A 24,122-nucleotide genomic window follows, 5' to 3' on the forward strand; every position below is an offset into this window, starting at 1 on the left:
GCGCACGATCTGGCGTATTGCGTGCTCGACCAGCCGGTGACGTCGGTGACGCCGACGCCGCCGATCATGGGCTGCGAGGTCGATCAGCTGACGCCCGGAGCGACGGTGCGGATCGTCGGCTTCGGGGCCGACGAGATCGTGCCCTCCGGCGACAGCTTCGAGACGTTCGGCACCGGCACGAAGCGGTTCACGACGCAAATGCTGGAGAAGGTCGACGACCTGGACCAGCTGTTCTTGCTCGGGATGAACGCGTCGGCGTGCTCCGGCGATTCGGGCGGGCCGGCGTACTTGCAGCTGGCCGACGGCTCGTGGCGGGTGCTGAGCGCGGCGTCGCGGATCCACCCGGACGCGCCCGCCGAGCCGCCGTGGTGCCTGTACGGGGTGGTGCACACGGGGGTCTGGAACGAGATGCAGTGGTTCGAGTCGGCCTCCGGCTTCGACCTGACGCCGTGCCACGAGGCCGACGGGACGTGGGCGCCCGGGCCGAATTGCACCGAGTTCCCGCTCGACATGCAGGCGGCGGCGAGCTGGGCCGACAGCTGCGCGGCGCAGCCGGTGTCGGGGCCGAGCATGAGCTGCGCGGCCGCGGGGACCGACACGGATACGGACAGCGATACGGACAGCGACAGCGATACGGACAGCGACAGCGGCACGGACACCGATACGAGCACCGACGGCACGAGCTCGACGACCGAGAGCGATTCGACAACGATGGGCGCCGATTCGACGACGGCGGACGAGACGACGACGACCGCGGATCCGGGGACGAGCAGCTCGACGACGGGCGAGACGACGACCACGGGGAACGGGGACACGACGACCGCCCAGCCGACCGAGGATGCGCCGACGAGCGGCGTCACGACCTCGGGCGAGGCGGCGACGACCGACGCGGAGGCGAGCACGGACGCGGGCCCGGGCAGCGCGACCACGACCGGGCAGTCGCAGGACGGCGAGGGGTGCGGGTGCCGGTCGACGGGCGGCGCGGGCGGATGGCTGGCGGCGCTGGTGCTGGCGCTCGGGCGTCGGCGCCGGCGCCCGGGCGCGTAGCCGCGTCACAGGGGGTTCGCGGGCGGGGCGGAGCCGGGCGTTGAAGCGCACGTCGAGCTCGCGCTCGCCGGCGGCGAGATGGTCTCGGGGACAGCTCGTGGGCCCGACGAGCGCCGCCGAGGGCGATGGCGAGCCGGGCACGAATTCGCGAGGCGGCGGACCGACGTCGGCCGCGATACGATCCCGCGAGTTCCCCGATGCCGCGGACCCCCGGGCTCGTGCGATACAGGCGGCCCATGCCCTTCGCCTCGATCGCAGCGCTCGAGTCGGCCCTCGCCGCCGGCTCCCTCGAATCCTGGCTGAGACGCGTGCCCGCCAGGGCGGTGCGCTCGCGGCTGCGGCACGGGCTGAAGCTCGAGCGCAGCCTGATCGCGGAGTACCCCGATTCGCTGGGGAGCCTGCTGCTGGCGTGGACCTTCGACGACGAGGCGTGCGCTGCGCTCCACGCCGCGTGGCTGCGCGAGGTCGAGGAGCGCGGGCGGCCGTGGATCCGCCCGCTGCAGGCGCTGCCGGTGCCCGAGGAGCTGATCGCCGAGCTGCCCGCCGGCCCGGGCCTGTCGTTCGCGGGGCTGTCGCGGCCGCACTTCGCAACGGAGGACGAGGTCGTGTTGACGGCGCTGCGGCTGCATCCGAGCGTGCAGCCGCCGGAGCAGCGCCGTGCAGAACGCGTGCGCTGGAATTGGAAGCGCGGTGAGGTGGTCGTCGAGAAGGAGCCGCAGGAGGGCGCGTCTGCGCCGGCCTATCCGCGGATCGAGCAGGACGGATGGGGGCCCTCGTACCTGCTCCGCTCGCCGGACGCGCCGAGGATCGCGTTGCCGTGCCCGGAAGAGGCCTCCGCCGACGCGAAGCTCTCGGCCGACGGATCGCGCCTGATCGTGTCCGGCAGCCTGGACGAGTACGCGGGCGGGTTCGTGTGGATCGTCGACCCGGCGACCCTCGCGGTCGTGCGCAAGCTCGACACCGATTCGCCGGTGTCCGAGGTTTATGAAGGCGGAGGCGACACGCTGGTGGTGACGACCTTTCGCAGCGGGACGATCGCGTGGATCCGCGGGCGGGCGCGCCAGATCGCGCTGTTCTCCCGGCACATGTGCGTGTCGCCGAGCGGGAAGTACGTGGCGACCTTCGACGGGAGCGTCCGATTGTGGTCGCTCGCCGCGCTGCTGCGCCGCGGCGCGGAGCCGCCGGAGCCGGGGTTCGGGTCGCGGTTCGACCCGACCGGCGATCGATTGCTGCGCGGGGCCGAGCTGCTCGACGGGCACACGGGGCGGCCGGTGGCCAAGCTGGTGCTGGAGATGGGCCATTACCTCGAGGGCGGGCCGGCCGAGCCGTCCGTGTACTTCGGGACACGTCATCTGATCTGCACGCACGGCGGGCTGCAGGTGTGGGGCACGCGCAGCGGCGAGCCGGTGGAGCTGGCGGAGGCGCCGTCGCTCTCGCAATGGCATTCGCTGGCGTACGACCGCGAGGGCTCGCGGCTCGCGGTGCTGTGTAAAGGCGAGCAGACGGTCGCGGTGCACGCATTGCCGGATGGGCGCTGCGTGCGGACGCTGGAGTTCACGGCCGAGGGCTCGACGCTGGCGATGAGCGCCGACGGGCGCATGATCGCCGTGCAGGAGGACGGCCTCGTCGAGGTGCGCACGGCCGAGGGCGAGCTGGTGCGGCGGTGCGGGCAGGCGAACAAGAAGGCGAACAGGGGCTACTGGGACCCGCAGCCGCGCTTCTCCGCGGACGGCCGGCGGATCGCGCGGCGGGTGAAGGGCGAGGGCTGGCGGATCTGGGACCTGGCGAGCGGCGCGGAGGAGGGTGTGGTCGAGGAGCTCGAGGCAGTCGCCGACTTCGCGCCGCCGAGTCCTTCCGGGTGGAAGATCGAGTTCGGACGGAGGTCGGTGTTCACGCACGTGCCCACCGGTGTGAAGATTGCGCTGCCGATCTCCGGGTACTGGGCCTGCAACCCCGGCGATCCGCGGATCGTCGTGTGCGGGGAGATGCTCGCCGAGCTGCGGGCCGGCCCTCAGGCCTCGCCGACGACGGCGTGAGCTCCTCGCAACCAGCGCGCGCGACGTTCGCGCTCGGCGCCGGGTGGAGGAAGAATCTCAAGGAGTTCCGCGTGCTTGAAAAAAGATCGCGGGGTCGTGTCGTTCGGGCCGGCCGTCGTTCGACGTGTCGGTGAAGGGGCCGGCGGGTGCCGGCCCGGACGCGACACCGCTCGCGGCTCACGGCTGCGTGCAATCTTCCTCTCCGCGACGATATTCAGGAGTTTCTCATGCGCTTCATGATGATGCACAAGAACGACCCGCACACCGAGGCGGGCCTGCCGCCGCCGATGGAGCTCGTGGTCAAGATGGGCGAGTTCATCGGCGAGTTCGCCAGGTCGGGGCGCCTCCTCGACGGCGCCGGCCTGGGCGGCAGCAAGACGCGCACGCGTCTGGTCTTCCGCGACGGGCGCTGCACCGTGAAGCACGGCCCCTACCGCGGCGAGCACGAGCTGCCGGCGGCGATGCTCCTGCTCAAGGTCCGCACGCGCGAGGAGGCCATCGGCTGGGCCGAGCGCTACGGCAAGATCCTCGGCGACGGCGAGATCGAGCTCGGGAAGATCAACGAGCCGTGGGACCTCGGCGTGATGCCTGCGCCGGAGAACCCGCCGTTGCAGATCCTGCTCATCGAGAAGGCCGACGGGGCGACCGAGGCCGGCGGGCGCAGCCCGCAGCAGAAGGCCGAGCTCACCCGCCTCAAGACCGAGATGACGAGGGCCGGCGTGCTGGTCCGCTCGCTCCGGCTCGGACCGAGCGCCGGGGCCAAGCGCCTGGTGTTCACCAACAACGACATGCGGACGATCGACGGGCCCTTCGCCGAGTCGAAGGAGCTGATCGGCGGCTTCGCGGTGCTGGAGCTGTCGGGGATGGAGGAGGCGCTCGAGGTGTGCCGGCGCTACGCCGAGGTCTCCGGCGGGACCCTGGAGGCCGACATCCGCACCGTCGACCCGGACGATTGAACAGGGCGAGCGGGGCTGCCGACGAGCGTCGTCGTTACTCGACCGCTCGCCGCTCGCCGGCGAGGAAGCGCGCGATGACGGCGCGGGCGGCCTCGCCGTCGCGGCGGCCCATGTCGAAGGCCCGGCGGACGCGCACGGGGTTGGTGTAGTCCCACTTGTGAATCGGCACCGGCTCCGAGGGCGCGAAGTAATAGACGTTGCCGACGCGGGTCGGCAGCGCGTGCGGACGATTCAGGAGCACGAGCACGTTGCCGGCGCGGGCCGACTCGCCGAGGGCGCGCACGGGGGCGGCGTCGACGAGGCAGCCGTCGAAGTACGTGCGACCCGAGACGCGCTGGATCGGGGTGACCGGCGGGCTCGCCGACGATCGCATGACTTGCTCGGCCAGCGCGGCGACGCTGGTCGCCTCCTGCGCCGTGTCGACCTCGGCGGCGATGCCCGGGTGGGGCACGTCGGGGCCGTGCAGCAGACCGCGACGGCGCCGCGCGTTGTAGGCCCACCAGGCGCTCGCCACGGTCGACATGAGCGGCCGACCGGGCTCGACGTAGGCCTGGAGGATCCGGACGCGCGGGCCGGCGGCGAGACGCGCGAGCCTGGCGTCGTCGAGCAGCTCGAACAGCGTGGCGCGGTACATCGCCTCCTGCGGGAAGACGGGGCGACCGAACAGCAGGCGCTCGGGGTAGGCGTTGCGCGGGTTGACGGCCGTGCGCGCGCTGAAGGCGGCGACGAGCGCGTCCTCCTGGCCCGTGGCCACGGCCAGGGCCATGGCGGCCCCCGCAGACACGCCCGCGACCTCGACCGTGGTGGCGAGGTCCGCGAGCGCGACGTGGGCCCCGAGCGCCCAGAAGGTCCGGCAGCCGCCGCCGGCGAAGACGACCGACATCTCGCTCATCGGCCGCAGCTACCACTCGCCCCGCGCCGGGGTCAAGGGCCCGTCGCGGGCGTCGCGGGCGAGCGACTGCAAGTCTCGCTGACGAAGCGGTGCTCGACGCTGCGGCTCATCCCCACGAGCCGGTCGCGAGCGAGCGCGGCGAGAATTGCTCGAAGTGCCAGCGCGACCGCAGCGCGCCGCGGCGGCGCACCACCTGCTGCGCCGTCACCCGCCACAGCCGCTCGGCGCCGGCGAACGCGGCCAGCTCCTCGCCTGCGAACACCAGCTCGGTCGCGCCGCTGATCTGCAGCAGGTCGCCGCGCTCGAAGTCGACGAACAGGAGCCCCGCGCGCGGGTTGACGAGCAAGTTCCCCAGCGTGTTGAACTGCAGGTTGCCGGCGAAGTCGGGGACCGTCAGGGTGTCGCCGTCGACGCGCACGAAGCCGGGGCGGCCGCCGCGGTGCGACACGTCGACGCCGCGGCGCGCGGGGTCGCCGTCCTCGTCGACGTAGCTGGCGACGAAGAAGGTGTCGGCCGTGGCGATCGCCCGACGCGCGTCGGCGTCGAGCGTGGCCATGCGCTCGACCGGCGTGACCTCGTTCGCGACGGACGTCGGCGTCCGCGTCTGGATGTACTGCGGGCAATTGCCGAACGCCCACTCGACCGCCAGCGTGAACCCGCCGCCGTCGCGCGCGTGCACGCGGCCGTTGGCGCGGTTGCGCCGGCGCGTCGGCAGCTCGATCCCGAGGGCGCCGAGCGCGGCACCGACGGCGATCCCGGCGTACGCCGGATCGCCGCGGCCGGGCAGTGCTGCGATCCGCAGCGTCCGCGGGTCGGGCGAGCGCACGAACCCCGGCGCGCCCTCGACCAGCGTCGCCCACGGCGCGCCGGCCTCGTCGACCGCGCCGAGCACGAGGAGCGGCAATTGTTCATAGAAGGTCCGGTGCTGGTCCGGCATGAAATCCCGGATCACGCGAGCGCCGACCGCGGCCATGCGCTCGGCGACGCCGAGCTGCGCCTGCAGCTGCACCTCTCCCGCGTGCCACGGGCTGCGATGTCGTCGCGGTTCCGTCATGCTCGTCCTCCGTCGTCGTGTCGAATGGCGAGAGCGCCGGCCGTCACGCGTGCGCGAGCCCGACCGCGCTCGCCTGCATCGGCACGAACCCGGGCAGCGCCGCGATGCGGTCCAGCCACGCGCGCACGTGCTCGTACTCCGCGAGCGACACGTTGCCCTCGGGCGCGTGGGCGACGTACGCGTAGCAGGCGACGTCGGCGATCGTCGCGCGCTCGCCGGCGAGGAACGGCCGCCGCGCCAGCTCGCCGTCCATCACCCGCAGCAGCGCGTGGGCGCGGCCGATCACCTCGTCGGCGTCGAACCTGGCGGCGAACACGGTGACGAGGCGCGCCGCGGCCGGCCCGAACGCGAGCGGCCCGGCCGCGACGGACAGCCAGCGCTGCACCGCGGCCGCGCCGAACGGCTCGGTCGGCAGCCACGCCTCGCCGCCGTACTTGCGCGCGAGGTACACCAGGATCGCGTTCGAGTCGGCGACGATCGTCCCGCCGTCGTCGAGCACCGGCACCTGGCCGAACGGGTTGAGCGCGAGGAACTGCGGCTGCCTGTGCGCCCCGCTCCGCAGGTCGACGTCGACGAGCTCGACCGGGAGGCCGAGCAGCGACAGGAACAGCTGGACCCGGTGCGAGTGCCCGGACAGCGGGTGACGGTAGAGCTTGATCGTGGGGTTGCGAGACATGGCGTTCGTCCGCGGACGAGCATGCGTCCCGCCGATCGCCGCAACAATCGTGCGCGTTGACACTTCACCATTGCGCGTGCTGCAATAATGTCCATGGACCGACTCGAAGCCATGGCCGCCTTCGTCGCCGTCGCCGACCTGCGCGGCTTCGCGCCTGCGGCCCGGAAGCTGGGGCTCTCGCCCTCGGCGGTCACGCGCCTGGTGGCCGGGCTCGAGGAGCGGCTGACGACGCGGCTGCTGCAGCGCACGACCCGCTCGGTCAGCCTCACCGACGCGGGAGCCCGCTACCTCGAGCGGGCGCGGCGGATCTTGAACGACCTCGACGAGGCCGAGGCCGCCGCCCAGGCCGAACACCGCGAGCCCACCGGTCGCCTCGTGGTCGCCGCGTCCAACCTGTTCGGCCGGCTCGCGGTGGCGCCGGTGCTCTCGGACTACCTCGCGCGCCATCCGGGCGTGGTCGCCGAGCTCACGCTCTCCGATCGGATCGTCAACCTCGTCGAGGACGGCATCGACGTGGCCGTGCGGATCAGCGAGCTGTCCGACTCGAGCCTGCACGCGCGTCGCGTCGGCGCGACCCGCCGGGTCGTCGTCGCGGCGCCGTCCTACCTCGCCCGCCGGCCGCCGCCGCGGACGCCGGACCAGCTCGCCGACCACGCCGTCATCCAGTTCACCGGCCTGCACCCCACCCCCGAGTGGCGCTTCGTCGTCGACGGTCGCCCGCTGGCGCTGGCGCTGCGCCCGGTGCTGGCGACCAACAGCGCCGACGCGGCGATCGGCCACGCCGAGCGCGGCGGCGGCCTCACGATGGCGCTCGCCTACCAGGTCGCCGACGCCGTCCGCGCCGGCCGCCTCACCGTCGTGCTCGCCGAGTTCGAGCCGCCGCCGCAGCCGATCCACCTCGTCTACCCGGGCGCCCGCCTCGTCCCGGCCAAGGTCCGGGCCTTCATCGACCTGGTCCTCGAGACATGTGACTGGAACTTCGTCGCGTTGTGATCGCGGCGCCGGTCCTGCTCGCCGGCGATTCGTGAGACGGAGGGTGATGCATGCAGCGAGTGAGCGCCTGTATGTCTGCACGTCCCGCGCTCGTCGTGCTCGCGGGTCGGCGTCGAGGCGACAAGCCTGCACGTGTCGGCGAGTCCGTGTGAATGACTCACCGAACGCCGCGCGCCTCGCCTCCGGCGGACGCTCCGCGTCGGGCGTCGCGGTCGCTCCAGGCGCTCCGCCGCCTGCATCCGGCGGACGCGGGCCCTCTGGCGGGATCGACACACCTGGCTGGCGCACCGACTCGAGCTCCCCTGCGTGCATGCAACGACTCCCCATCGCAATCGTGGCAGGCCACGTCGCATTGAGATGCGTCGGTGGCTGCGCCGGCGCGCCGTCCGAAGCGCCCTCCGAGACGTCCACCCACGCATCGTCCGACACCTCGTCGTCCGCGCTGTTCGAGGCGTCATCCGAGGCGTCGTCGTCCGGTGCGTTCGCCGCGGGGCCGACGTACTACCGCGACGTCGCGCCGCTGCTCGCGAGCATGTGCACGGAGTGTCATCGCTCGGGGGGGATCGCGCCGTTCAGCCTCGGTACATACGAGGAGGCCGCGCCGTTCGCGGCGCTGGTCGCCAGGTCCGCCGCCCTGCGCACGATGCCGCCCTACAACCTCGACAACAGCGGCGCCTGCAACACCTACGTCGACGCGCCGTGGCTCGCCGAGAGCGACATCGCGACGCTCACGGCGTGGGCGCAGGCCGGCGCGCCCGCCGGGGACCCCGCCCACGAGACCCTCGAGAGCCCGCCCGCGTGGCGGCTCGATCGCGTCGACCTGACGCTCGAGATGCCGGTGCCCTACGCCCCGATCGAGCCGATCGTCGACGACTACCGCTGCTTCATCCTCGAGCCCCACCTCGACGAGGACGCGTTCGTCACCGCCTTCGAGGTGCGCCTCGGCCGGCCCGACGTGGTCCATCACCTGACCCTCTACGCGCTCGACTCCGCGAAGGACGAGCAGGACGCCGCGGCCCTCGACGCGGCCGACGCGGGCCCCGGCTACACGTGCTTCGGAGAGGCGCAGGTGCCGTCGCGCTGGCTGGTGGGCTCCGGCCCGAGCGACAGGGGCGGGGTGTTGCCCGCGGGCACGGGGCTGCGGATCCGCGCCGGGCGCAAGGCCGTGCTGCAGCTGCACTACAACTGGCAGAACGGCGCCGCGCCCGACCGCACCGCCGTCGATCTGAAGCTCGAGCCGATGGTCGCGCGCGAGGCGTTCGTGCAACGCGTCATCAACACGAAGTTCGAGCTCCCGCCCGGCCTGCCCGCGGTGACCGTGTCGGCGACGGAGCCGATGGAGTCCGACTACACGCTGTGGGGCGTGTGGCCGCACATGCACAACCTCGGCAGGCAGCTGCGCGTGACCGCGAACCACGCCGGCGGCGAATCGTGCGTCGCCCAGGTCGACCGCTACCAGTTCCACTGGCAGCTGTTCGCCTTCTACGAGCAACCGCTGCACCTCCGCGCGGGCGACGCCCTGCACCTCACCTGCACGTACGACACCACGAGCCGCGACACCCCGACGAAGTGGGGCTTCGGGACCGACGACGAGATGTGCATCGGGTTCTTCTACGTCACGCCGGGCGGATGAGCGGAGCGGTGGTTCCACGCGTCGCGCCGCGGCGTCACGGCCGTGGGCGCGGGAGGGCGCCTGCCCGGGCCTGCGCGGCCAGTCCTGCGACCCGGTCGTGCAACCAGGTCACCCAGGTCTCGCTCTCGGGCTTCATCAGCGCGCTGCGGAGGATCCGTGCGCTCGCCGCGTCGTCGATCACCGACGGGTGCCGCTGCCGGAGCGCCGCACGCGTCGCCCGCAGCGTCGACAGGAACACCGGATCGGCCTCGCTCATGCCGGCGTGCAGGATCGCGGCGCTCGCCGCGTCGATCGCCGTCATCGCCGGGCGGTCCAGCGTCGGGTAGCAGGTGACGATGTCGAGCTGCGGCGGCTGGTACAGGGTCAGCGCCCCGGTCGTCTCGATCCGGCGCGCCCAGGCGCGGGCGGCCCGGAGGTTGGCCGCGAGCACGGCGCCGAGGCCGTCCACCGTCAGCGGCAGCAGCCGCTGCGTCAGCCACAGCGCGGCCGCGGCGGCGCCCGCTCGCGAGCACTCGAGGCTGATCTCGCCGAGGTGGAGCTCGCCGGAGGTGAAGTAGGTGTACGGCGAGTCGTGACGGTAGAAGCGGCCGACCGCCGGATCGCGGAACAACACCGCGCCGCAGCCGTACGGCTGCAGACCGTGCTTGTGCGGGTCGATCGCCACCGAGTCGCATTCGGCGAGCGCGCGCCAGGGCGCGGGGTCGAGGCCGTCGGGGCCGGCCCCCGCGAGCAAGGCGTAGAAGCCCCCGTAGGCCGCGTCCACGTGGACCCTCGCGCCGTGCGAGCGCGCCAGCGGGAGGATCGCGTCGAGCGGGTCGATCGCGCCGAGCGAGGTGGTGCCGAGGGTCGCGACCACGGTGCCGACCTCGCCGCCGGCGAGCAGCTCCGCGAGCGCGTCGAGGTCCATGCGGCCGCGGGCGTCGGCGGGCACGGAGCGGGTCGGCACGCCGAGCAGGTGGCTCATGCGCGCGTGGGTGTAGTGGCTGTCCGCGCCGATGGCGATCGCGCGGCCCGGATGGGTCTCGCGCGCGACGAACAGCGCCTCGAGGTTGGCGATCGTCCCGCTCGAAGTCAGGTGGCCGAGGTGCACCTCGAAGCCGAGCATCCGCGCCAGCGCGTCGACGGCCTCCCGCTCCATCACCGCGGTCGGCGGCCCGCCGTCGAGGGCGTGGTTGTTGGGGTTGATCAGCATGGCCGCGAGATAGCCGACCACCGCCACCGGGTGCGGCGGCTTGATCATTTGTCCGGCGTAACGCGGATGAAAGAACGGGTAATTGCCGGTGAGGCGCTCGCTCAGCTCGGCCAGGCCGCGCGCGAGCGCGTCCGGATCGACCGCGAGCGACGGGTGGGGCTGGTAGTCGCCCCAATTCGCCTGCCAGGCGGCGACTGCATCGACGGCGTACGCCGCCCACTCGCGGATGTTCATGATGGTGGCCTCTCGAGTTGCGCGCCGTGGTCCCGCGCGGGGGGAGCGAGGCGCGGGCGTGGTGCAGCGCCGCGGCGGACCATACCGTCCGCGCGGGCTCCGGGTCGAGGCCGGCGCGCACCTCGACCGCGGCGCAGCGCTCGCCGCGGCGCTCGCTCAGCGGGGAGGCGGCGGCGCGACGGTCTCGCGGTGGCGCTCGATGAGGGCGGCCCACACGGGCAGCAGCAGCAGGGCAGCGGCGGCGAGGCCGAGCACGAACTCGATGCTCGGCGGCGGCGGTCCGACCACGCTGGCGACGAACAGGGCGGCGAGCAGGGCGACGAACAGCCGCCAGTGGATCGCGCCGGCGCGGTCGCGCGGCCGGGTGGCGCGGGTGTAGGCGAGCACACCGGCGGCGAACAGCAGGCCCTCGACGAGCAGCGTGCCGGCGACCGAGCGCCACAGGCCGAGACCGACGCGCGGACCCTCGAGCCCGAGCGGCATGTCGGGGCGGTGCGCGACGACGTCGAGCGCCCAGTGGCTCAGCACCAGCAGGCCGACGACCCATGTGCCGCGGCGGTCCCGCGTCAGCGCGCCGTAGCCGGCGGCGAACAGCAGCGACCACCCGAGCGCCGCGACGAGGCTGTGCGAGTACGGCATGTGCTCGAGGTCGAGCGGCGACGCGGCGAGCAGGCCCGGCACCACGTGGGCGCGCTCGATCCCCGTCGCCACCAGGAGCGGCCACACCACGTCGAGCACCTGCGGGGCGATCACCAGCACCGGCAGCGGGACGCGCGGCGCGAGCGGCTTGGCGAGGAGACCGGCGGCGAAGTGTCCGAGGAGCACGGGCCGAGTGTACGGGCGGAGGCGGGGTGACGTGGACGGGCCCATGCGCGCGCCCGGACGGCGGCGGCGAGGTCCGCGCGGGAGGCTCGCGCCTCCTTGCGCTCGGGAATGCGGATACGGAGGCATCGAATCGATGGCTATCAATTTGACAACCGTCGAATCGACCAGTATCGTCGCCGGTATGTCCGAAGCCGCCGCCGAGCCCGACCCGATGTCGGCCCTGGTCCGCCTCTTCAAGGGGCTCGCCGATCCGACGCGCCTGCGCATGATCGCGGCGATGGTCGATCGCCCGCGCTGCGGGCAGGACCTCGCGGCCGAGGTCGGCCTCAGCCCGGCGACGGTGTCGCACCACATCCGCGTGCTGTCCGACGCGGGGCTGCTGCGCGAGACCCGGCAGGCGCCGTACACCTTCTATCAGCTCGACCTCGAGCAGCTGCAAGGAGCGGTCAAGGCGGTGTCGTCGCCGAAGCGGGTCCGCGAGCTGGCGACCGCGCCGGCCGTCGGCCAGGACCAGCGCGCCGTGCTGCGCGCGTTCTTCGACGGGCCGCGCCTGGTCGCCCTGCCGGCGCAGCGGCGCAAGAAGGAGATCGTGCTCGAGGAGCTGCTGCGCCGGTTGCCGCGCCGCCGCGAGTACCGCGAGCCCGAGCTCAACCGCTTCATCGAGGTCGTCCACCCCGACTACTGCACGATCCGCCGCGAGTGGATCGTCGGCGGGTACATGGAGCGCGAGGACGGGGTCTACAGGCTGGCGCCGCGCGGCCGCGCGGTGCTCGGCGGGTGACCTCGTCCGACGTCGTCTCGGTGGTGGGGCTCAGCGCGGCACGGGCTCGAGCTCGAGGCGCGCGATCGACAGCTGCATCCACGCGTCGTACGCGTGCGCGTCGATCGTGAACAGGTAGTCGCGCCAGCGCCAGCGTCGCGGGCGCTCGTCGTCGGTCCCGACGTTGGTCTCGAGCCGCTCGGGTGCGGCCCGGAGCACGTGGTACTCGACCGCGACCATCAGCGGCGGCGACTCACCGGCGTCGATGTGCCTGGTCGAGTGGCCGAGGAACGTCATCCTCGCGGTCTCGAGGTCGACGTCGCGGCCCCGGGCCGCGCGCACGGCCAGCGGCTCCCCGGGGCGCACGCGATCGGTGACCTGCTCGGCGACCACCACGAGGCGCGGCGCTCGCGTCGGGTCGAGCACGTCGACGACGCGGACCCGGTAGCGGTCGAACCACGCCTCGCGCACGGACTCGTAGCCGGGCGAGAGCAGGCTGATCTCACGGCTCACCGGCGCGCCCACGCCCTCGAAGATCAGCGCGAGCGTGACGCCGCTGCCGGCGGGATAGCTGCCGTCGGGGCTCGCCGCGATCTGCTCGACGACCACGCTCGAGAAGTGCACGGTGACGCCGCCGCCGAGCGCGAGCCGCTCGTCCGGGGCGAGCGTCGTGGTGCTCGCGGGGGCTGTTGCGACGGGTGCGGGGGCGGAGGGCGGCTGCATCGTCGGCTCGGCGGCAGGGACGGCGCACGCGCCGAGCAGGGAGAGCACGAGGCCGCGGTGCACCGCCGCATTGTCGCCCATCGCCGGGCGCGAGGCGACGGCGTCAGCGGATCGTCGGCGACGGCGCGCCGATCGGCTCCGGCGGCGCGACCGGCGGCTTGCCGACCTCTTGCTCGAGGTCGGGCCGGTGCCTGCGCGACCACGGCGGCAGCTGGACCGCCTGGCCCGTGCGCGCCGACTGCAAGATCGCCTCGACCACGCGGATGTCGGCCAGGCCCTCTTCGCCGGACGGCTCGGGCTCGCGGCGCTCGAGCACGCAGCGCGAGAACTCGAGCAGCTCGGGGGCGAACTGGTCGCGGGCCGGGAACCTGTGCTCGCGGGGCTTGCCCTCGGTGGTGACGACGAACTTCAGGGCTTGCTCGTAGTCGTAGATCGGCTCGGCGTGCAGGTCGCCCTCGGTGCCGATGACGCGGTAGTAGCCGGTCGACGAGGCGCCGAGGCTCACGGTCAGCTGGGCGACGCGGCCGCTGGCGAAGCGGAGGATCGCGGTGGTCGTCTCGTCGACGCCGTCGAAGCGCGCGTCGCCGCTGCGCGACACGGCGGCGAGCACCTCGATCGGCTCCTCGCGGAACAGGTAGCGGGCCGCGTTGATCGGATAGACGCCGAGGTCGAGGATCGCGCCGCCGGCGAGCTCGGGGCGGGTGCGGATGTCGCCGGGCCGGACCTGCTGCGAGAACAGCGAGCTGAACACCCGCGGGTCGCCGATCTTGCCCGACTTCAGGGCCTCGATCGCCTGCAGGTTGGCGGCCTCGAAGTGGAGGCGGTAGGCGATCATCAGCTTGACGCGGTGCTCGAGGCACGCGGCGATCATCGCCTCGCAGTCGGACACCGTCGGCGCCATCGGCTTCTCGCACAGCACGTGCACGCCGGCCCGCGCCGCGCGCTCCGTGAACTCGCGGTGGTGCGTGTTGGGGGTGGCGATGAAGACCGCGTCGACGCGCGCGCGCGCGAGCACGGCCTCGAACTCGTCGTAGTCGCCGAGGGCCTCGATGCTGGCGTAGCGCGCGGGCAGGGCCTCGCGCTTGATCGGGTCGCCGGACACGAGGGCGACCAATTCGGAGTTCTCGCCGGCGTTGGCGAAGGCGGGCAGGACCGCGACCTGGGCGATGTTGCCGGCGCCGACCACCGCGTAGCGCACCTTCCTGGCGGATGTCTTCGAGGTCATGGCGCGGCCAGGCTATGCGAGGACGCGGCGGTGGCCAGGCGAGGGCGCGCCGGCGTGGCCGTCGCGGCGACGCACCCGCTCGTCGCTGCTCGGGCCGACGTTGTCGCGCAGGAGCCGCGCGAGCGCCCCTGGCGCGGCCGGCAGCGGTCTCGTCCTTGTGCTGCGATCCGGCGCCGCAAATCCGAGCCGCGGTGAACGCCGGGCGGTGGTCCGTGTTGCGCGCGGCGACGATGCCGCCCACACCTGCGGCGTGACCGAATCACCGCTGGGCCATCGCCGCTGGGCCATCGCCGACGGGTACATCCCGCGGGGCAGTCACGGCCCCGAGCCGGAGATGACGAGCCACGAGACGGCCTCCATCCTCAACGCCTCCGATCGCGACGCCGACGTGCGATTGACGATCTACTTCGCCGACCGCGAGCCGGCCGGACCGTTCCGCGTGACGGTGCCGGCGCGCCGGACGCGACACGTGCGATTCAACGATCTCACCGAACCGGAGCCGATCCCCCTGGCCACCGACTTCTCGTGCGTGATCGAGTCCGACACGCCCATCGTGGTCCAGCACACCCGCCTCGATTCGCGGCAGGCCGAGAATGCGTTGATCACGACGATCGCCTTCCCGGCCTGAGTATTTTGTCAATTCTCTCTTTATTGATAACGACGGGCCTGTGAGCCGCCGATGACAGCCGACGACGCCATCCTGCTCGCCCTGGGCAGCATCAACCTCGACCTGCAGGTCCGCGCCGAGCGCTGGCCGGGGCCGGGCGAGACCTTGCAGGTGCACGACCTGCTGCGCGCGGGCGGGGGCAAGGCGGCCAACCGGGCGTTCCTCGCCCGGCGGCTCGGCGTTCGCGCCTGTCTCGTGGGACATGTCGGCGACGACGACTTCGCCGAGGAGGCGCTGCGCGGCCCGCGGGCGGTCGGCGTCGAGCTGTCGCACGTGACGCGGGTGGCGGGGCAGGCGACGGCGCTGGCGATGATCGTGGTGCGGGCCGACGGCGACAAGACCATCCTCCTGGCCGCCAACGCCAACGACGCGTGGAGCGAGGGCGACGTCGGGGCGGCGGCGCAGGTCGTGGCCGCGGCGCCGGCGGGCTCGGTGCTCACCGTCGATCTCGAGGTGCCGGAGGCGGTCGTCCTCGCGGCGGTCCGGGCCGCGCGCGCGCGCGGGCTGCAGGTCGTGCTCGATCCGTCGCCGGCCGGGCGCATGCCGGACGAGCTCTATCCGCTGATCGATGTCATCACGCCCAACCCCGAGGAGGCGCGCGCGCTCGTCGGCGTCGCCGTGGCGAGCGAGCGTGATGCCATTCGCGCCGGCGAGCAGCTGTGCGCGCGGGGCGTGCGAGTCGCGTGCGTCAAGCTGCCCGACGGCGGCGCGGCCCTGGTGAGCGCCGACCGGCGCGAGGTCGTGGCGCCGCTCGACGTCGAGGTCGTCGACAAGACCGGGGCGGGCGACGCGTTCGCGGGGGCGCTGGGGGTCGCGCTGCTCGAGCGGCAGGAGCTGGTGCAGGCGGTCAAGTTCGCGGTGGCGGCCTCGAGCCTGGCGGTGACCGGTTACGGCTCGCAGGCGGCCTACCCCGATCGCGGGCGCCTCGAGCGGGCGCGCGCCGGCCGGGAGCGGCGCGCGTGAGCCCGCACGCGCGCGACGGGGCGCAGCTGTCGCCGTGGTCGCTCGTCTACGAGTCCTTCGACCGCGAGCACGAGGGCCAGCGCGAGGCCCTGTGCGCGCTCGGCAATGGTTACTTCGTGACGCGCGGGGCGGTGCCGTGGGCGCGCGCCGGCGGGCCGCACTACCCCGGGACGTACCGCGCCGGGTTCTACAATCACAAGACCAGCGTCGTCGACGGCGAGCCGCTGCACCACGAGGGCCTGGTCAACCTGCCCGACTGGTCGCGGATCGACGTCGCCCTCGAGGACGGCGAGTGGTTCTCGCTCGAGCGGGTCACGGTGCTCGAGTTTCGCCAGGAGCTCGACCTGCGCCGCGGGGTGCTGACCCGCGTCGTCCGCTTCGAGGTCGAGGGCCGCCGCGCCGTGCTGAGCGAGCGGCGGCTGGTGCACCTGGCCGAGCCGCACCTGGCCGCGCAGCAGCTGCGGCTGCAGCCCGAGGGCTGGGCGGGGCGGGTGCGCCTGCGCTCCTGGCTCGACGGACAGGTCACGAACGCCAACGCCGAGGAGTACCGCGGGGCCGACGGCGATCACCTCGAGCGATTCGCGGCCGCCGCGGCGGGCGCGGGCCTGCTCACGCTGCGCGCGCGCACCAGTGGTTCGCGCCTCGAGCTCGCGCTGGCCACCCGCACCCGCGTGTTCGTCAGCGGCGGCGAGGTCGACCCGCTCGAGTCCTGCGCCGCCGGGCCGCGCGCGGTCGGCCTGCTGGCGCGCGCCGAGCTGCAGCGGGGCGGAGAGGTCACGCTCGAGAAGATCGCCGCGCTGTACACCCGCCACGACCGCGCCATCCGCGAGCCGCTCGACGCGGCCGCGCGCGCGGCCGCGGGCGCCGATGATTTCGCGGCCCTGCTGCCGGCGCACACGCGCGCGTGGGCCGAGCTGTGGGACCGTTTCGACGTCGAGGTCGAGGACGAGCTGGCGACGACGACGACGCTGCGCCTGCACCTGTTTCACATCCTACAGACCGTCTCTCCGCACACGATCGGGCTCGACGCGGGGATCCCCGGGCGCGGCTGGCACGGCGAGGGCTACCGCGGGCACGTGTTCTGGGACGAGCTGTTCGTCTTCCCGGTGCTCGCCTGGCGCCTGCCCGAGCTGGCGCGCTCGCTGCTCCTCTATCGCTTCCGCCGCCTGCCGGCGGCCCGCGCCGCGGCGCGCGAGGCCGGCCTGCGCGGGGCGATGTTCCCGTGGCGCAGCGCCAGCGACGGCCGCGAGGTCAGCGAGCCGCGGCGCAAGAACCCGCGCTCGGGCCGGTGGATCGCCGACAACAGCCGATTGCAGCGCCACATCGGCGCCGCGGTCGCCTACAACGTCTGGCACGATTACGAGGTCACCGGCGACCTCGAGTTCCTCGCCGAGCACGGCGCCGAGATGCTGCTCGAGATCGCCCGCATGTGGGCCAGCCTGGCCACATTCGACCCGGCCCGCGAGCGCTACGTGATCCGCGGCGTCGTCGGGCCCGACGAGTTCCACGACGCCTACCCCGACGCCGCCCGACCGGGGCTCGACAACAACGCCTATACCAACGTCATGGCGGTGTGGTCGCTGCGGCGGGCCCGCGAGGCGCTGGCGCTGCTGCCGGACGGGGCGCGCCGGCTGCTCGTCGACAAGCTGGGGCTCGCCGACGAGGAGCGCGCGGCCTGGGACGACCTCATTCGGCGGATGTTCGTGCCGTTCCACGGCGACGGCGTCATCAGTCAGTTCGAGGGCTACGAGGCGCTGGCCGAGTTCGACTGGGACCTCTACCGCGCCCGCTACCGCGACGACATCCACCGCCTCGACAACATCCTCGAGGCCGAGGGCGACAGCGTCAATCGCTACAAGGTGTCGAAGCAGGCCGACGTGCTGATGCTGTTCTATCTGCTCGCGCCGGCGGAGCTGCGGGCGATCTTCACGGGTCTCGGGTACGCGTGGGACGACGAGGCGATCGCGCGCAACACCCGTTATTACCTGCAGCGGACGTCGCACGGCTCGACGCTGAGCCGGGTGGTGCACGCGTGGGTGCTGGCGCGCTGCGACCCGGCGCATTCGTGGAAGATGCTGCGCGAGGCGCTCGGCAGCGACCTCGGCGACATCCAGGGCGGCACCACGGCCGAGGGCGTGCACCTCGGGGCGATGGCCGGCACCGTCGACATCTTCCAGCGCTGCTACACCGGGCTCGAGGCGCGCGAGGGCGTGCTGTGGCTGCGGCCGGCGCTGCCCGAGGAGCTGCGCAGCGTGTGTTTCCGGATCCGCCACCGCTGCGCGTGGCTGTCGCTCGAGGTCCGCAACGAGCGCGTGACGGTCCGCGTCGACGACGACGCGGCCCACCCCGTGAGCGTGCGGATCGACGGCCAGGCGGCGCAGATCGATCCGGGAGCGGCGCGGACCTTCACGGTCGCGCCGGCCCGCGAGCGCGCCCTGGGCGAATGCGCGGAGACGCCGTGAAGCTGGCGTACCACTGCTCGCACGAGCAATTCTCCGCGAGCGACCTGCTCGCGCTGGTGCGCCGGGCCGAGGCGGCCGGCTTCGACGCGGCGACCTGCTCGGACCACTTCCACCCGTGGAGCGAACGCCAGGGCCACGGCGGCCACGCCTGGACCTGGCTCGGCGCGGCCCTGCAGGCGACCTCGTTCGGCTTCGGCGTGGTCACGGCCCCCGGTCAGCGCTACCACCCCGCCGTGCTGGCGCAGGCGGCGGCGACGCTGCTCGAGCTGTTCCCCGGCCGCTTCTGGCTGGCCGTCGGCAGCGGCGAGCGCCTCAACGAGGGCATCACCGGCGACCCGTGGCCGGCGAAGGACGAGCGCGACAGGCGATTGCGCGAATGCGCGGACGTCATGCGCGCGCTGTGGGCCGGCCAGACGGTGACGCGCCGCGGCCGCGTGCGCGTCGAGGCGGCCAGGTTGTACCCGCGACCGCGCGAGCGGCCGCGGTTGTTCGGCGCCGCGGTCACGGCGAAGACGGCCCGCTGGCTCGGGAGCTGGGCCGACGGGCTCATCACGATCGCGCAGCCGGACCAGGCCCACGCGCGGGTGATCGAGGCCTTCCGCGCGGGCGGCGGCGCCGGCAAGCCGGTGCACCTCAAGGTGCAGCTGGCGTACGCGCGCGACGACGCCGCGGCCCTGCGCGACGCCTGGGAGCAGTGGCGCACCAACGTGTTCGCGAGCGACGTGCTGGCCGAGCTGCGCACGCCCGCGGAGTTCGAAGCGGCCGCGGCGTTCGTGCGGCCCGAGGACATGCAGGGCCCCGTGCGCGTGGCCGCCGATGCGGCCCGACACGTCGAGTGGCTGCGCCGCGACGCCGAGCTCGGCGTCGACCTCCTGTCGCTGCACCACGTCGGCGGCGAGCAGGAGCGCTTCATCGACGAATTCGGCGCGCGCGTGCTGCCGCGACTGCGCGGGTGAATCGCAGGAGTACGTCGCGCCGACGATCGTCGTGCTTTAGCATCGACGGCGCGCGGCGGTCGTGGACTCGCCGGCTTCAGGTGGGCGTCTGCAGCTCGGAGCGTCGATTCGTGATCTGCACCAGCCGAGGCTGCGGGGACGTGAAAGCGACGTAGGGGCAGCCGGTCAGCTCCGGGTCGCGGGACTCCCAACCCTGCAGCCATGGGCGCAGCTGGGCGTTGTCGATCCGCACCCTCCCGTCGGGGAGGAGCTGCCCGATGGTGTTGGCCGGGTCCGACAGCGCCACCGTGCACTTGCCCAGGCGGCCGTCCGCACGCACGAGCAGCGAGTTGGCGCGGGCCGCATAACAGACCTCCTCCGGCTCGTACAACCGCTCCTCGGCGCCGCCCTCGGCGACGAGAGAGACCAGCGCCGCGATCCGCGGATCGTCGGACTCGAGGACCTCCATCGCCGGATCGTTCGGGCCGCCGAGACGCACCACCCGCTTCAAGAACACGGTGAAGCGCGGATCGACGAGGAGGGTGTCGCGGACGAGCCGCAGGAAATCCGCCATGACCGGGATGTTCTCCGGCGTGAGGTGGATCCGCAGCATCACGTGCACGTCGGCCGGGGAGGCCCGGATCGACAGGAGGTTGGACCAGATCCGCTCGAAGGTCCCCTTGCCGTCGGCGCGCAGGCGGGTGCGGTCGTGGTGCTCGGCGGGGCCGTCGAGCGAGACCTGGTACCTCCGAATCCCCAGCCTCGCGAAGTGCTCGGCGACAGGCCCGTCGAGCAGGTAGCCGTTCGTGGTCATGTCGCTGTGATAGCGCAGGCCCTTGCACCGCTCCTGCGCCCGGAGCACGTGCGACGCGATATCTTCGATGATCGAACGCGCCAGCGTCGGCTCTCCGCCGAACCATGACAATTGCAGGTGCGACAATCCGTCGGCGCGGCGATCGATGAGCTTCTTGACGCCGCTCACCACCTCCGGCGCCATGCGCCCGATCGCAAAGTCCTCGTAGCAGTAGGTGCAGCGGAAGTTGCACTGCTCGGTCGGCAGCAGGATGAGCTGCAGCCGATCGGCCCGGACGGATGCGGTCAGCTGTTCGTCGAAGGACGACGGTTCCCCGGTCATGCCCGCACCGCCCTCCTATTTCGGGTGGCAGCCCGCGGCACAATTGCCGCCGTGGCAGTTGTTGACGACGCGCGGCGTGAGCTCGTCCTCGAGCCCCGTCAGCCTCATGGCGGCCGCGACTTGCTCGGCGATCGCTGGATTCCGGATGATCACCCTGCCTTCCTCGTCGAGGGCGAGGTCCGCGACCTGGATGGTAATCATGAGCTTTTGATCGGCCATTTTCGTGCTCCTGCTGCTCGGTTTCCGCGCGTGCGCGTGCCGCCGCCGCATCGGTCGTTCGACGCGGCAGTCGCTCGCTCGGGCCGATACAGTAGTGTATGACCCGAGCGTGCGAGGGGCCGCGAGGACGAGGTGGAGCGGCCCGACCGGCCAACCGGATGGTTCGCTGTTCGTCGATATGGAATCGCAGGAGACGGCGCGAATGCGCAGGGCCCGCTCCGGCGATGACGCCGTGACAGGGCGCGCGGATCCGTGCGAAGCGCAAATGTGCTCACGGGGCCCCGGTCTGTTCGACCCGGCGCATTCGCTTGCCGGTCGATCGGCCTCAGGAGTGCGGACGGGAGGCGCGATCGAGGCGTGCGATGCAATGCGTGAGGGCGTCGCGGAGCTTGCCGAACACGGCCACGCGCGAGAGGTCGACGCCGAGGGACACGATCGTCTGGGCGATGGTCGGGTGAATGCCGGTGAGGATGCCCTCCGCGCCGAGCAGACGGATCGCCTGGATCATGCGGATCAGGTGGCCCGCCGTGCCGGTGTCGACGACCTCGACGCCGGTGAGGTCGAGGATCGCGTACTTCGCCCGCGTGCGTGTGACCGCCTGCAGCAGGTTGTCCATGATCTCGGCGGTGCGGACGGTGTCGACGAGGCCGACGATCGGCAGGGTGAGCACGCCGTCCCACACCTCGATGATCGGCGTCGAGAGCTCGCGGATCACCTGCTGCTGGCGCTCGACGAGCTCGAGCTTGGCCCGCAGCTCGATCTCGTTGCGCTTGGTCTCGGTGACGTCGAGCGACACCGAGATCATCGACAGCTCGTCGTCCTGGACCGGGATGGCCCAGCTGAGCCAGTGGAGGCCGTAGACCTCCGACGACATCGCCAGCTGCGCCTCGCCGTTCATCGCCCTGCGCGTGGACTCGGCCTCCGCGCCGCTGAACAGATCGAAGTAGTTCTGGCCGACGAATTGATTGGGGGTGAGCCCGACGGTCTGCAGCGCCTTGCCCTGCTGAAACGCGAAGTTGCCCTGCTTGTCGATCGAGCACACCACGAGCTCGAGGTGGTCGAGGAGCGTGCCGAGCATCTTCGACTCGATGCCGCGGCGGCGATACTCTCGCTCGCGCGTCGTGATGTCGTGGCCGTACAGCGTGGCGCCGACGACCCGACCGTCGTCGTCGCGCGTCACCTCCCACCAAACCTCGAGGTACAGGTCGTCGTCGGGCCGAGCGATCCGCCGCACCTCGGGTTCTTCGCTATCCGCGACCAGGAGCGCCGCCCAGGCCTCGGGCTCGCCGACCACGGGGACGAGCTCCCCGAGGGGTCGACCGACCGCCTCGGCAGCGCCGATCCCAAACACGCGTTCGGCTCGCCGGTTCCAGCCGAGGACTCGAAGAACGGCGTCCACTTCGACCGTGACGTGAGGGGCGTTGCTGCTGCGATCGTTCACGGGGGCAGGATACCCAGGCCTTGGGGGGAATGTCCCCCCTCCGCGGTTGCCGAACCCGCCGGGTGAGCGCACGTGCTCCCGTGTCGCTCATGACATGTCGTAAGAGACAGGTAGAACAGGTTCGGCGCGGGCGCGCGCGCGAGCGAACATGACCCTTGGGCCAGCCAACTCGCCGCGAGGCCTGATTCGTCGGCCTCGGTCGCGGCTCCGCTTCCGCGCGTACGAGCGTGTCACACCGGTCTGCGAGAGGGGCGGTGCGCGCGCTGCGGCGCGAGCATGAGGCCGGGCCGGGGCGATCGCATCGCACGGAGGCGCCTCGACGCGCGGCTCGGCGTCACAGGCAGGTGGCGCCCGACAACGTGTTGCCGTTGACGGTCGCGGGGTCGCATTGCCCGCCGGGGCCGCAGTCGTTGTCGCCGTTGCACTCGCCGCAGACGCCGAACTCGAACAGGCCCATGACGCTGGCCACGCCGCAGCGTCCGGAGGCGCAAGCTTCGTCGCTGGCGCAGCCGCCGTTGTCGGGCACCGAGCCGACCGCGACGCAGTCGAAGCGCCCGGTGAACAAACCGATGTTGTACGTGGGCGCGCACACGGGCGTCTGCGCCGGGCAGTCGGCGTCGGTCTCGCACTCGCCGCAGGTCGAGACGGTGAGGAGACCGGGCGCCTCGATCACCGTGCCGCAGATGTCATTGGTGGGGTCGTTGCAAACGGCGTCGGACATGCAACCATCGCCGGGTCCGCCGTCGTTGCACATTGCGCTCCCGCCGGCGATCGGATTGGCTGCAGAGCAGCCGCCGCCGTCGCAGTCGGCGTCGACGAGGCACTCGCTGCACCGACCGCCGAGCGCCGGGACGAGGAAGCACTTGCCCGAGAGGCAGCCGCAGCCGCTGGGATCGGTGCACTCGCCGCCGTTGGGCTGACCCGGCGGATCGCCGCACGGGCCGCCGCTGGTGGTCATCGTGGTGACGGGGGGGTCGTCGGAGGTCGAGGTGGTCTCGCCCCCGCTGGTCGTAGGTCCGGTGGTGCCCGTCGGCTCGCCGGTGGTATCGACGGCGCCGCTGCTGCACGCCGGCTCGTTCGGGTACAGGCTCGCCAGGCTCGTGAGGCCCGAGGCGCAGCTCTCGACGCAGGCCTGCGCGACCTCGGGGGGGCTCTGCCAGCACGTGCCGTCGGGGCCCAGGGTCATCTCGATGTCGGGGAGGGCGTCGGGCATGACGGCGGCGACGCACGCGAGGTACTGCGCGCAGGCGCCGTGACCGGGGCCGCCGGTCTCGCTCGTGCCGCTGCTCGTGCTCGTGGGATCGTCGGGCGGATCGCCGCCGGGACCGCCAGGAGGCCCGGCCGTCGGCATGCCGGTGGCAGAGTCGAGTGGATCCCTGTCGGAGCCGCAGGCCGCGAGCGCGAGGGTGGTGAACAGCGCGCACGTCAGCGCGCGGCGAGGAGCGGACAGGATCATGCGCGAGGTGTAACAGAATCCGCGGGCGCCGACAATCGGAGGCAAATGTCTGAAGAGACAGGTACTGAGCGGCGCCTGGCGGCGGCGCTCGGCGAGAAGAAGTCGAGATCGTGCGGGTCGGGGCGAAGGTCCGCTGCAGCTCGCACGCGCGGGCGGCGGTCGCATGCATAGAGCGCCGGCGGCCGGTTGGACGCGTGTCGGCAATGGAGCCGGTATTGGTCGGTGCGTGGACTGTATTGCAGCAGTGTCCACTACGAGCTTGGAACTACGGGCTGGAACTACGAGCTTGGAGCCTCCTCGTGGCCGGAGCCGGTCTGGCCGGAGCGATGGCGGGGAGCCTCATCGTGGCACCGATGTCTGGCCGCCCTACGTGCAGGCCGGGCCGATCAACGGGTTCACCAGCGCGGCGATGCTCGGCAACGGGATCGGGGTCGCGGGGTTCTTCGCGGTCGGGCGGCAATCGTGCCAGCGGGCGCGGCCCGCTCACCTCGTGGTCTCGTGGTAGCGGCCGCGACCTCGCAGGCGGATCACGGGAAATGTGCCGGAGTCCGTCGCAGGTCCGATTGGCGCGGGGCGTGGACGCGTGCTACATGCCAGG

Annotated in this window: 22 protein-coding genes; 11 read left to right on the plus strand and 11 right to left on the minus strand. The window is 72.7% G+C overall.

Annotation, left to right across the window (positions count from 1 at the left end; translation table 11 throughout):
• The 3 genes from K7C98_RS12715 to K7C98_RS12725 all read left to right on the plus strand — a co-directional run.
• Positions 1-1,047, plus strand: a 1,047-nt coding sequence (locus K7C98_RS12715) for an MYXO-CTERM sorting domain-containing protein (protein WP_224191893.1), incomplete at its 5' end; no start/stop codon positions are given.
• Between the two features lie 236 nt (positions 1,048-1,283).
• A complete protein-coding gene (locus K7C98_RS12720) occupies positions 1,284-3,083 on the plus strand; it encodes a WD40 repeat domain-containing protein (protein WP_224191894.1) in 1,800 nt (599 codons plus the stop codon).
• Between the two features lie 227 nt (positions 3,084-3,310).
• On the plus strand, positions 3,311-4,039 hold the full coding sequence (locus K7C98_RS12725) for a YciI family protein (RefSeq protein WP_224191895.1): 729 nt from the start codon (positions 3,311-3,313) through the stop codon (positions 4,037-4,039).
• 34 nt (positions 4,040-4,073) lie between these two features.
• Here the strand turns inward: K7C98_RS12725 and K7C98_RS12730 are convergent, their stop codons facing one another.
• The 3 genes from K7C98_RS12730 to K7C98_RS12740 all read right to left on the minus strand — a co-directional run bounded on the left by K7C98_RS12730 (position 4,074) and on the right by K7C98_RS12740 (position 6,661).
• Entirely contained in the window at positions 4,074-4,931 is an 858-nt protein-coding gene (locus K7C98_RS12730) for a patatin-like phospholipase family protein (protein WP_224191896.1), read from the minus strand.
• Positions 4,932-5,037: 106 nt separating this feature from the next.
• On the minus strand, positions 5,038-5,985 hold the full coding sequence (locus K7C98_RS12735; RefSeq protein WP_224191897.1) for a pyridoxamine 5'-phosphate oxidase family protein: 948 nt from the start codon (positions 5,983-5,985) through the stop codon (positions 5,038-5,040).
• 43 nt (positions 5,986-6,028) lie between these two features.
• Positions 6,029-6,661, minus strand: a complete 633-nt coding sequence (locus tag K7C98_RS12740; RefSeq protein ID WP_224191898.1) for a glutathione S-transferase family protein — start codon at positions 6,659-6,661, stop codon at positions 6,029-6,031.
• A gap of 93 nt (positions 6,662-6,754) precedes the next feature.
• On the opposite strand from K7C98_RS12740, the gene K7C98_RS12745 reads away from it, so the two are divergent.
• Entirely contained in the window at positions 6,755-7,654 is a 900-nt protein-coding gene (locus tag K7C98_RS12745; RefSeq protein ID WP_224191899.1) for a LysR family transcriptional regulator, read from the plus strand.
• A gap of 310 nt (positions 7,655-7,964) precedes the next feature.
• Positions 7,965-9,287 (plus strand): monooxygenase, encoded by a 1,323-nt coding sequence (locus tag K7C98_RS12750; RefSeq protein ID WP_224191900.1) that lies wholly within the window; start codon positions 7,965-7,967, stop codon positions 9,285-9,287.
• Positions 9,288-9,321: 34 nt separating this feature from the next.
• Here K7C98_RS12750 and K7C98_RS12755 read toward each other — a convergent pair whose 3' ends face one another.
• Together K7C98_RS12755 and K7C98_RS12760 are read right to left on the minus strand one after the other, a co-directional pair.
• Positions 9,322-10,713: a pyridoxal phosphate-dependent decarboxylase family protein gene (locus tag K7C98_RS12755; RefSeq protein WP_224191901.1), complete on the minus strand. Its 1,392-nt coding sequence runs from the start codon at positions 10,711-10,713 to the stop codon at positions 9,322-9,324.
• 156 nt (positions 10,714-10,869) lie between these two features.
• On the minus strand, positions 10,870-11,538 hold the full coding sequence (locus K7C98_RS12760) for a hypothetical protein (protein WP_224191902.1): 669 nt from the start codon (positions 11,536-11,538) through the stop codon (positions 10,870-10,872).
• A gap of 181 nt (positions 11,539-11,719) precedes the next feature.
• Here K7C98_RS12760 and K7C98_RS12765 point away from each other — a divergent pair, with 181 nt between their 5' ends.
• Positions 11,720-12,319, plus strand: coding sequence for a metalloregulator ArsR/SmtB family transcription factor (locus K7C98_RS12765; RefSeq protein ID WP_224191903.1), 600 nt, complete (start codon positions 11,720-11,722; stop codon positions 12,317-12,319).
• Between the two features lie 30 nt (positions 12,320-12,349).
• Here the strand turns inward: K7C98_RS12765 and K7C98_RS12770 are convergent, their stop codons facing one another.
• Positions 12,350-13,084, minus strand: a complete 735-nt coding sequence (locus K7C98_RS12770; RefSeq protein ID WP_224191904.1) for a hypothetical protein — start codon at positions 13,082-13,084, stop codon at positions 12,350-12,352.
• 40 nt (positions 13,085-13,124) lie between these two features.
• Positions 13,125-14,246, minus strand: a complete 1,122-nt coding sequence (locus K7C98_RS12775) for a Gfo/Idh/MocA family protein (protein WP_224191905.1) — start codon at positions 14,244-14,246, stop codon at positions 13,125-13,127.
• Between the two features lie 250 nt (positions 14,247-14,496).
• On the opposite strand from K7C98_RS12775, the gene K7C98_RS44730 reads away from it, so the two are divergent.
• Genes K7C98_RS44730 through K7C98_RS12795 form a run of 4 tightly spaced genes read left to right on the plus strand, consistent with a single transcriptional unit; the run spans position 14,497 to position 19,294 of the window.
• Positions 14,497-14,874: a sensory rhodopsin transducer gene (locus K7C98_RS44730; protein WP_224191906.1), complete on the plus strand. Its 378-nt coding sequence runs from the start codon at positions 14,497-14,499 to the stop codon at positions 14,872-14,874.
• Positions 14,875-14,925: 51 nt separating this feature from the next.
• A complete protein-coding gene (locus K7C98_RS12785; RefSeq protein WP_224191907.1) occupies positions 14,926-15,876 on the plus strand; it encodes a ribokinase in 951 nt (316 codons plus the stop codon).
• Positions 15,873-18,338 carry a glycoside hydrolase family 65 protein gene (locus K7C98_RS12790; protein WP_224191908.1) on the plus strand — a complete coding sequence of 822 codons (2,466 nt, stop codon included), beginning with the start codon at positions 15,873-15,875 and terminating at the stop codon, positions 18,336-18,338. Before K7C98_RS12785 ends, K7C98_RS12790 begins: the two co-directional genes overlap by 4 nt.
• Complete coding sequence (locus tag K7C98_RS12795; RefSeq protein WP_346660279.1) at positions 18,320-19,294, plus strand: TIGR03885 family FMN-dependent LLM class oxidoreductase; 975 nt, start codon at positions 18,320-18,322, stop codon at positions 19,292-19,294. Before K7C98_RS12790 ends, K7C98_RS12795 begins: the two co-directional genes overlap by 19 nt.
• Before the next feature lie 76 nt (positions 19,295-19,370).
• Here K7C98_RS12795 and K7C98_RS12800 read toward each other — a convergent pair whose 3' ends face one another.
• The 4 genes from K7C98_RS12800 to K7C98_RS12815 all read right to left on the minus strand — a co-directional run bounded on the left by K7C98_RS12800 (position 19,371) and on the right by K7C98_RS12815 (position 23,524).
• A complete protein-coding gene (locus K7C98_RS12800) occupies positions 19,371-20,408 on the minus strand; it encodes a radical SAM protein (protein ID WP_224191910.1) in 1,038 nt (345 codons plus the stop codon).
• Between the two features lie 15 nt (positions 20,409-20,423).
• Positions 20,424-20,627 (minus strand): hypothetical protein, encoded by a 204-nt coding sequence (locus tag K7C98_RS12805; RefSeq protein ID WP_224191911.1) that lies wholly within the window; start codon positions 20,625-20,627, stop codon positions 20,424-20,426.
• Between the two features lie 325 nt (positions 20,628-20,952).
• Positions 20,953-22,068, minus strand: coding sequence for a PAS domain-containing protein (locus K7C98_RS44735; RefSeq protein ID WP_224191912.1), 1,116 nt, complete (start codon positions 22,066-22,068; stop codon positions 20,953-20,955).
• 334 nt (positions 22,069-22,402) lie between these two features.
• Positions 22,403-23,524: a hypothetical protein gene (locus K7C98_RS12815; RefSeq protein WP_224191913.1), complete on the minus strand. Its 1,122-nt coding sequence runs from the start codon at positions 23,522-23,524 to the stop codon at positions 22,403-22,405.
• Positions 23,525-23,894: 370 nt separating this feature from the next.
• Here K7C98_RS12815 and K7C98_RS43545 point away from each other — a divergent pair, with 370 nt between their 5' ends.
• On the plus strand, positions 23,895-24,029 hold the full coding sequence (locus tag K7C98_RS43545; protein WP_263429457.1) for a hypothetical protein: 135 nt from the start codon (positions 23,895-23,897) through the stop codon (positions 24,027-24,029).
• Positions 24,030-24,122: the final 93 nt, after the last annotated feature.

The sequence above is a fragment of the Nannocystis pusilla genome, assembly GCF_020073745.1.
GTDB lineage: Bacteria > Myxococcota_A > Polyangia > Nannocystales > Nannocystaceae > Nannocystis > Nannocystis radixulma.

Bases quoted from the DNA above. Each gene is read 5' to 3' on its own strand.
- K7C98_RS12720 (WP_224191894.1), top strand. From the start codon at position 1,284: ATGCCCTTCGCCTCGATCGCAGCGCTCGAGTCGGCCCTCGCCGCCGGC.
- K7C98_RS12725 (WP_224191895.1), top strand. From the start codon at position 3,311: ATGCGCTTCATGATGATGCACAAGAACGACCCGCACACCGAGGCGGGC.
- K7C98_RS12730 (WP_224191896.1), bottom strand. From the start codon at position 4,931: ATGAGCGAGATGTCGGTCGTCTTCGCCGGCGGCGGCTGCCGGACCTTC.
- K7C98_RS12735 (WP_224191897.1), bottom strand. From the start codon at position 5,985: ATGACGGAACCGCGACGACATCGCAGCCCGTGGCACGCGGGAGAGGTG.
- K7C98_RS12740 (WP_224191898.1), bottom strand. From the start codon at position 6,661: ATGTCTCGCAACCCCACGATCAAGCTCTACCGTCACCCGCTGTCCGGG.
- K7C98_RS12745 (WP_224191899.1), top strand. From the start codon at position 6,755: ATGGACCGACTCGAAGCCATGGCCGCCTTCGTCGCCGTCGCCGACCTG.
- K7C98_RS12750 (WP_224191900.1), top strand. From the start codon at position 7,965: ATGCAACGACTCCCCATCGCAATCGTGGCAGGCCACGTCGCATTGAGA.
- K7C98_RS12755 (WP_224191901.1), bottom strand. From the start codon at position 10,713: ATGAACATCCGCGAGTGGGCGGCGTACGCCGTCGATGCAGTCGCCGCC.
- K7C98_RS12765 (WP_224191903.1), top strand. From the start codon at position 11,720: ATGTCCGAAGCCGCCGCCGAGCCCGACCCGATGTCGGCCCTGGTCCGC.
- K7C98_RS12775 (WP_224191905.1), bottom strand. From the start codon at position 14,246: ATGACCTCGAAGACATCCGCCAGGAAGGTGCGCTACGCGGTGGTCGGC.
- K7C98_RS12785 (WP_224191907.1), top strand. From the start codon at position 14,926: ATGACAGCCGACGACGCCATCCTGCTCGCCCTGGGCAGCATCAACCTC.
- K7C98_RS12795 (WP_346660279.1), top strand. From the start codon at position 18,320: ATGCGCGGAGACGCCGTGAAGCTGGCGTACCACTGCTCGCACGAGCAA.
- K7C98_RS12800 (WP_224191910.1), bottom strand. From the start codon at position 20,408: ATGACCGGGGAACCGTCGTCCTTCGACGAACAGCTGACCGCATCCGTC.
- K7C98_RS12805 (WP_224191911.1), bottom strand. From the start codon at position 20,627: ATGGCCGATCAAAAGCTCATGATTACCATCCAGGTCGCGGACCTCGCC.
- K7C98_RS12815 (WP_224191913.1), bottom strand. From the start codon at position 23,524: ATGATCCTGTCCGCTCCTCGCCGCGCGCTGACGTGCGCGCTGTTCACC.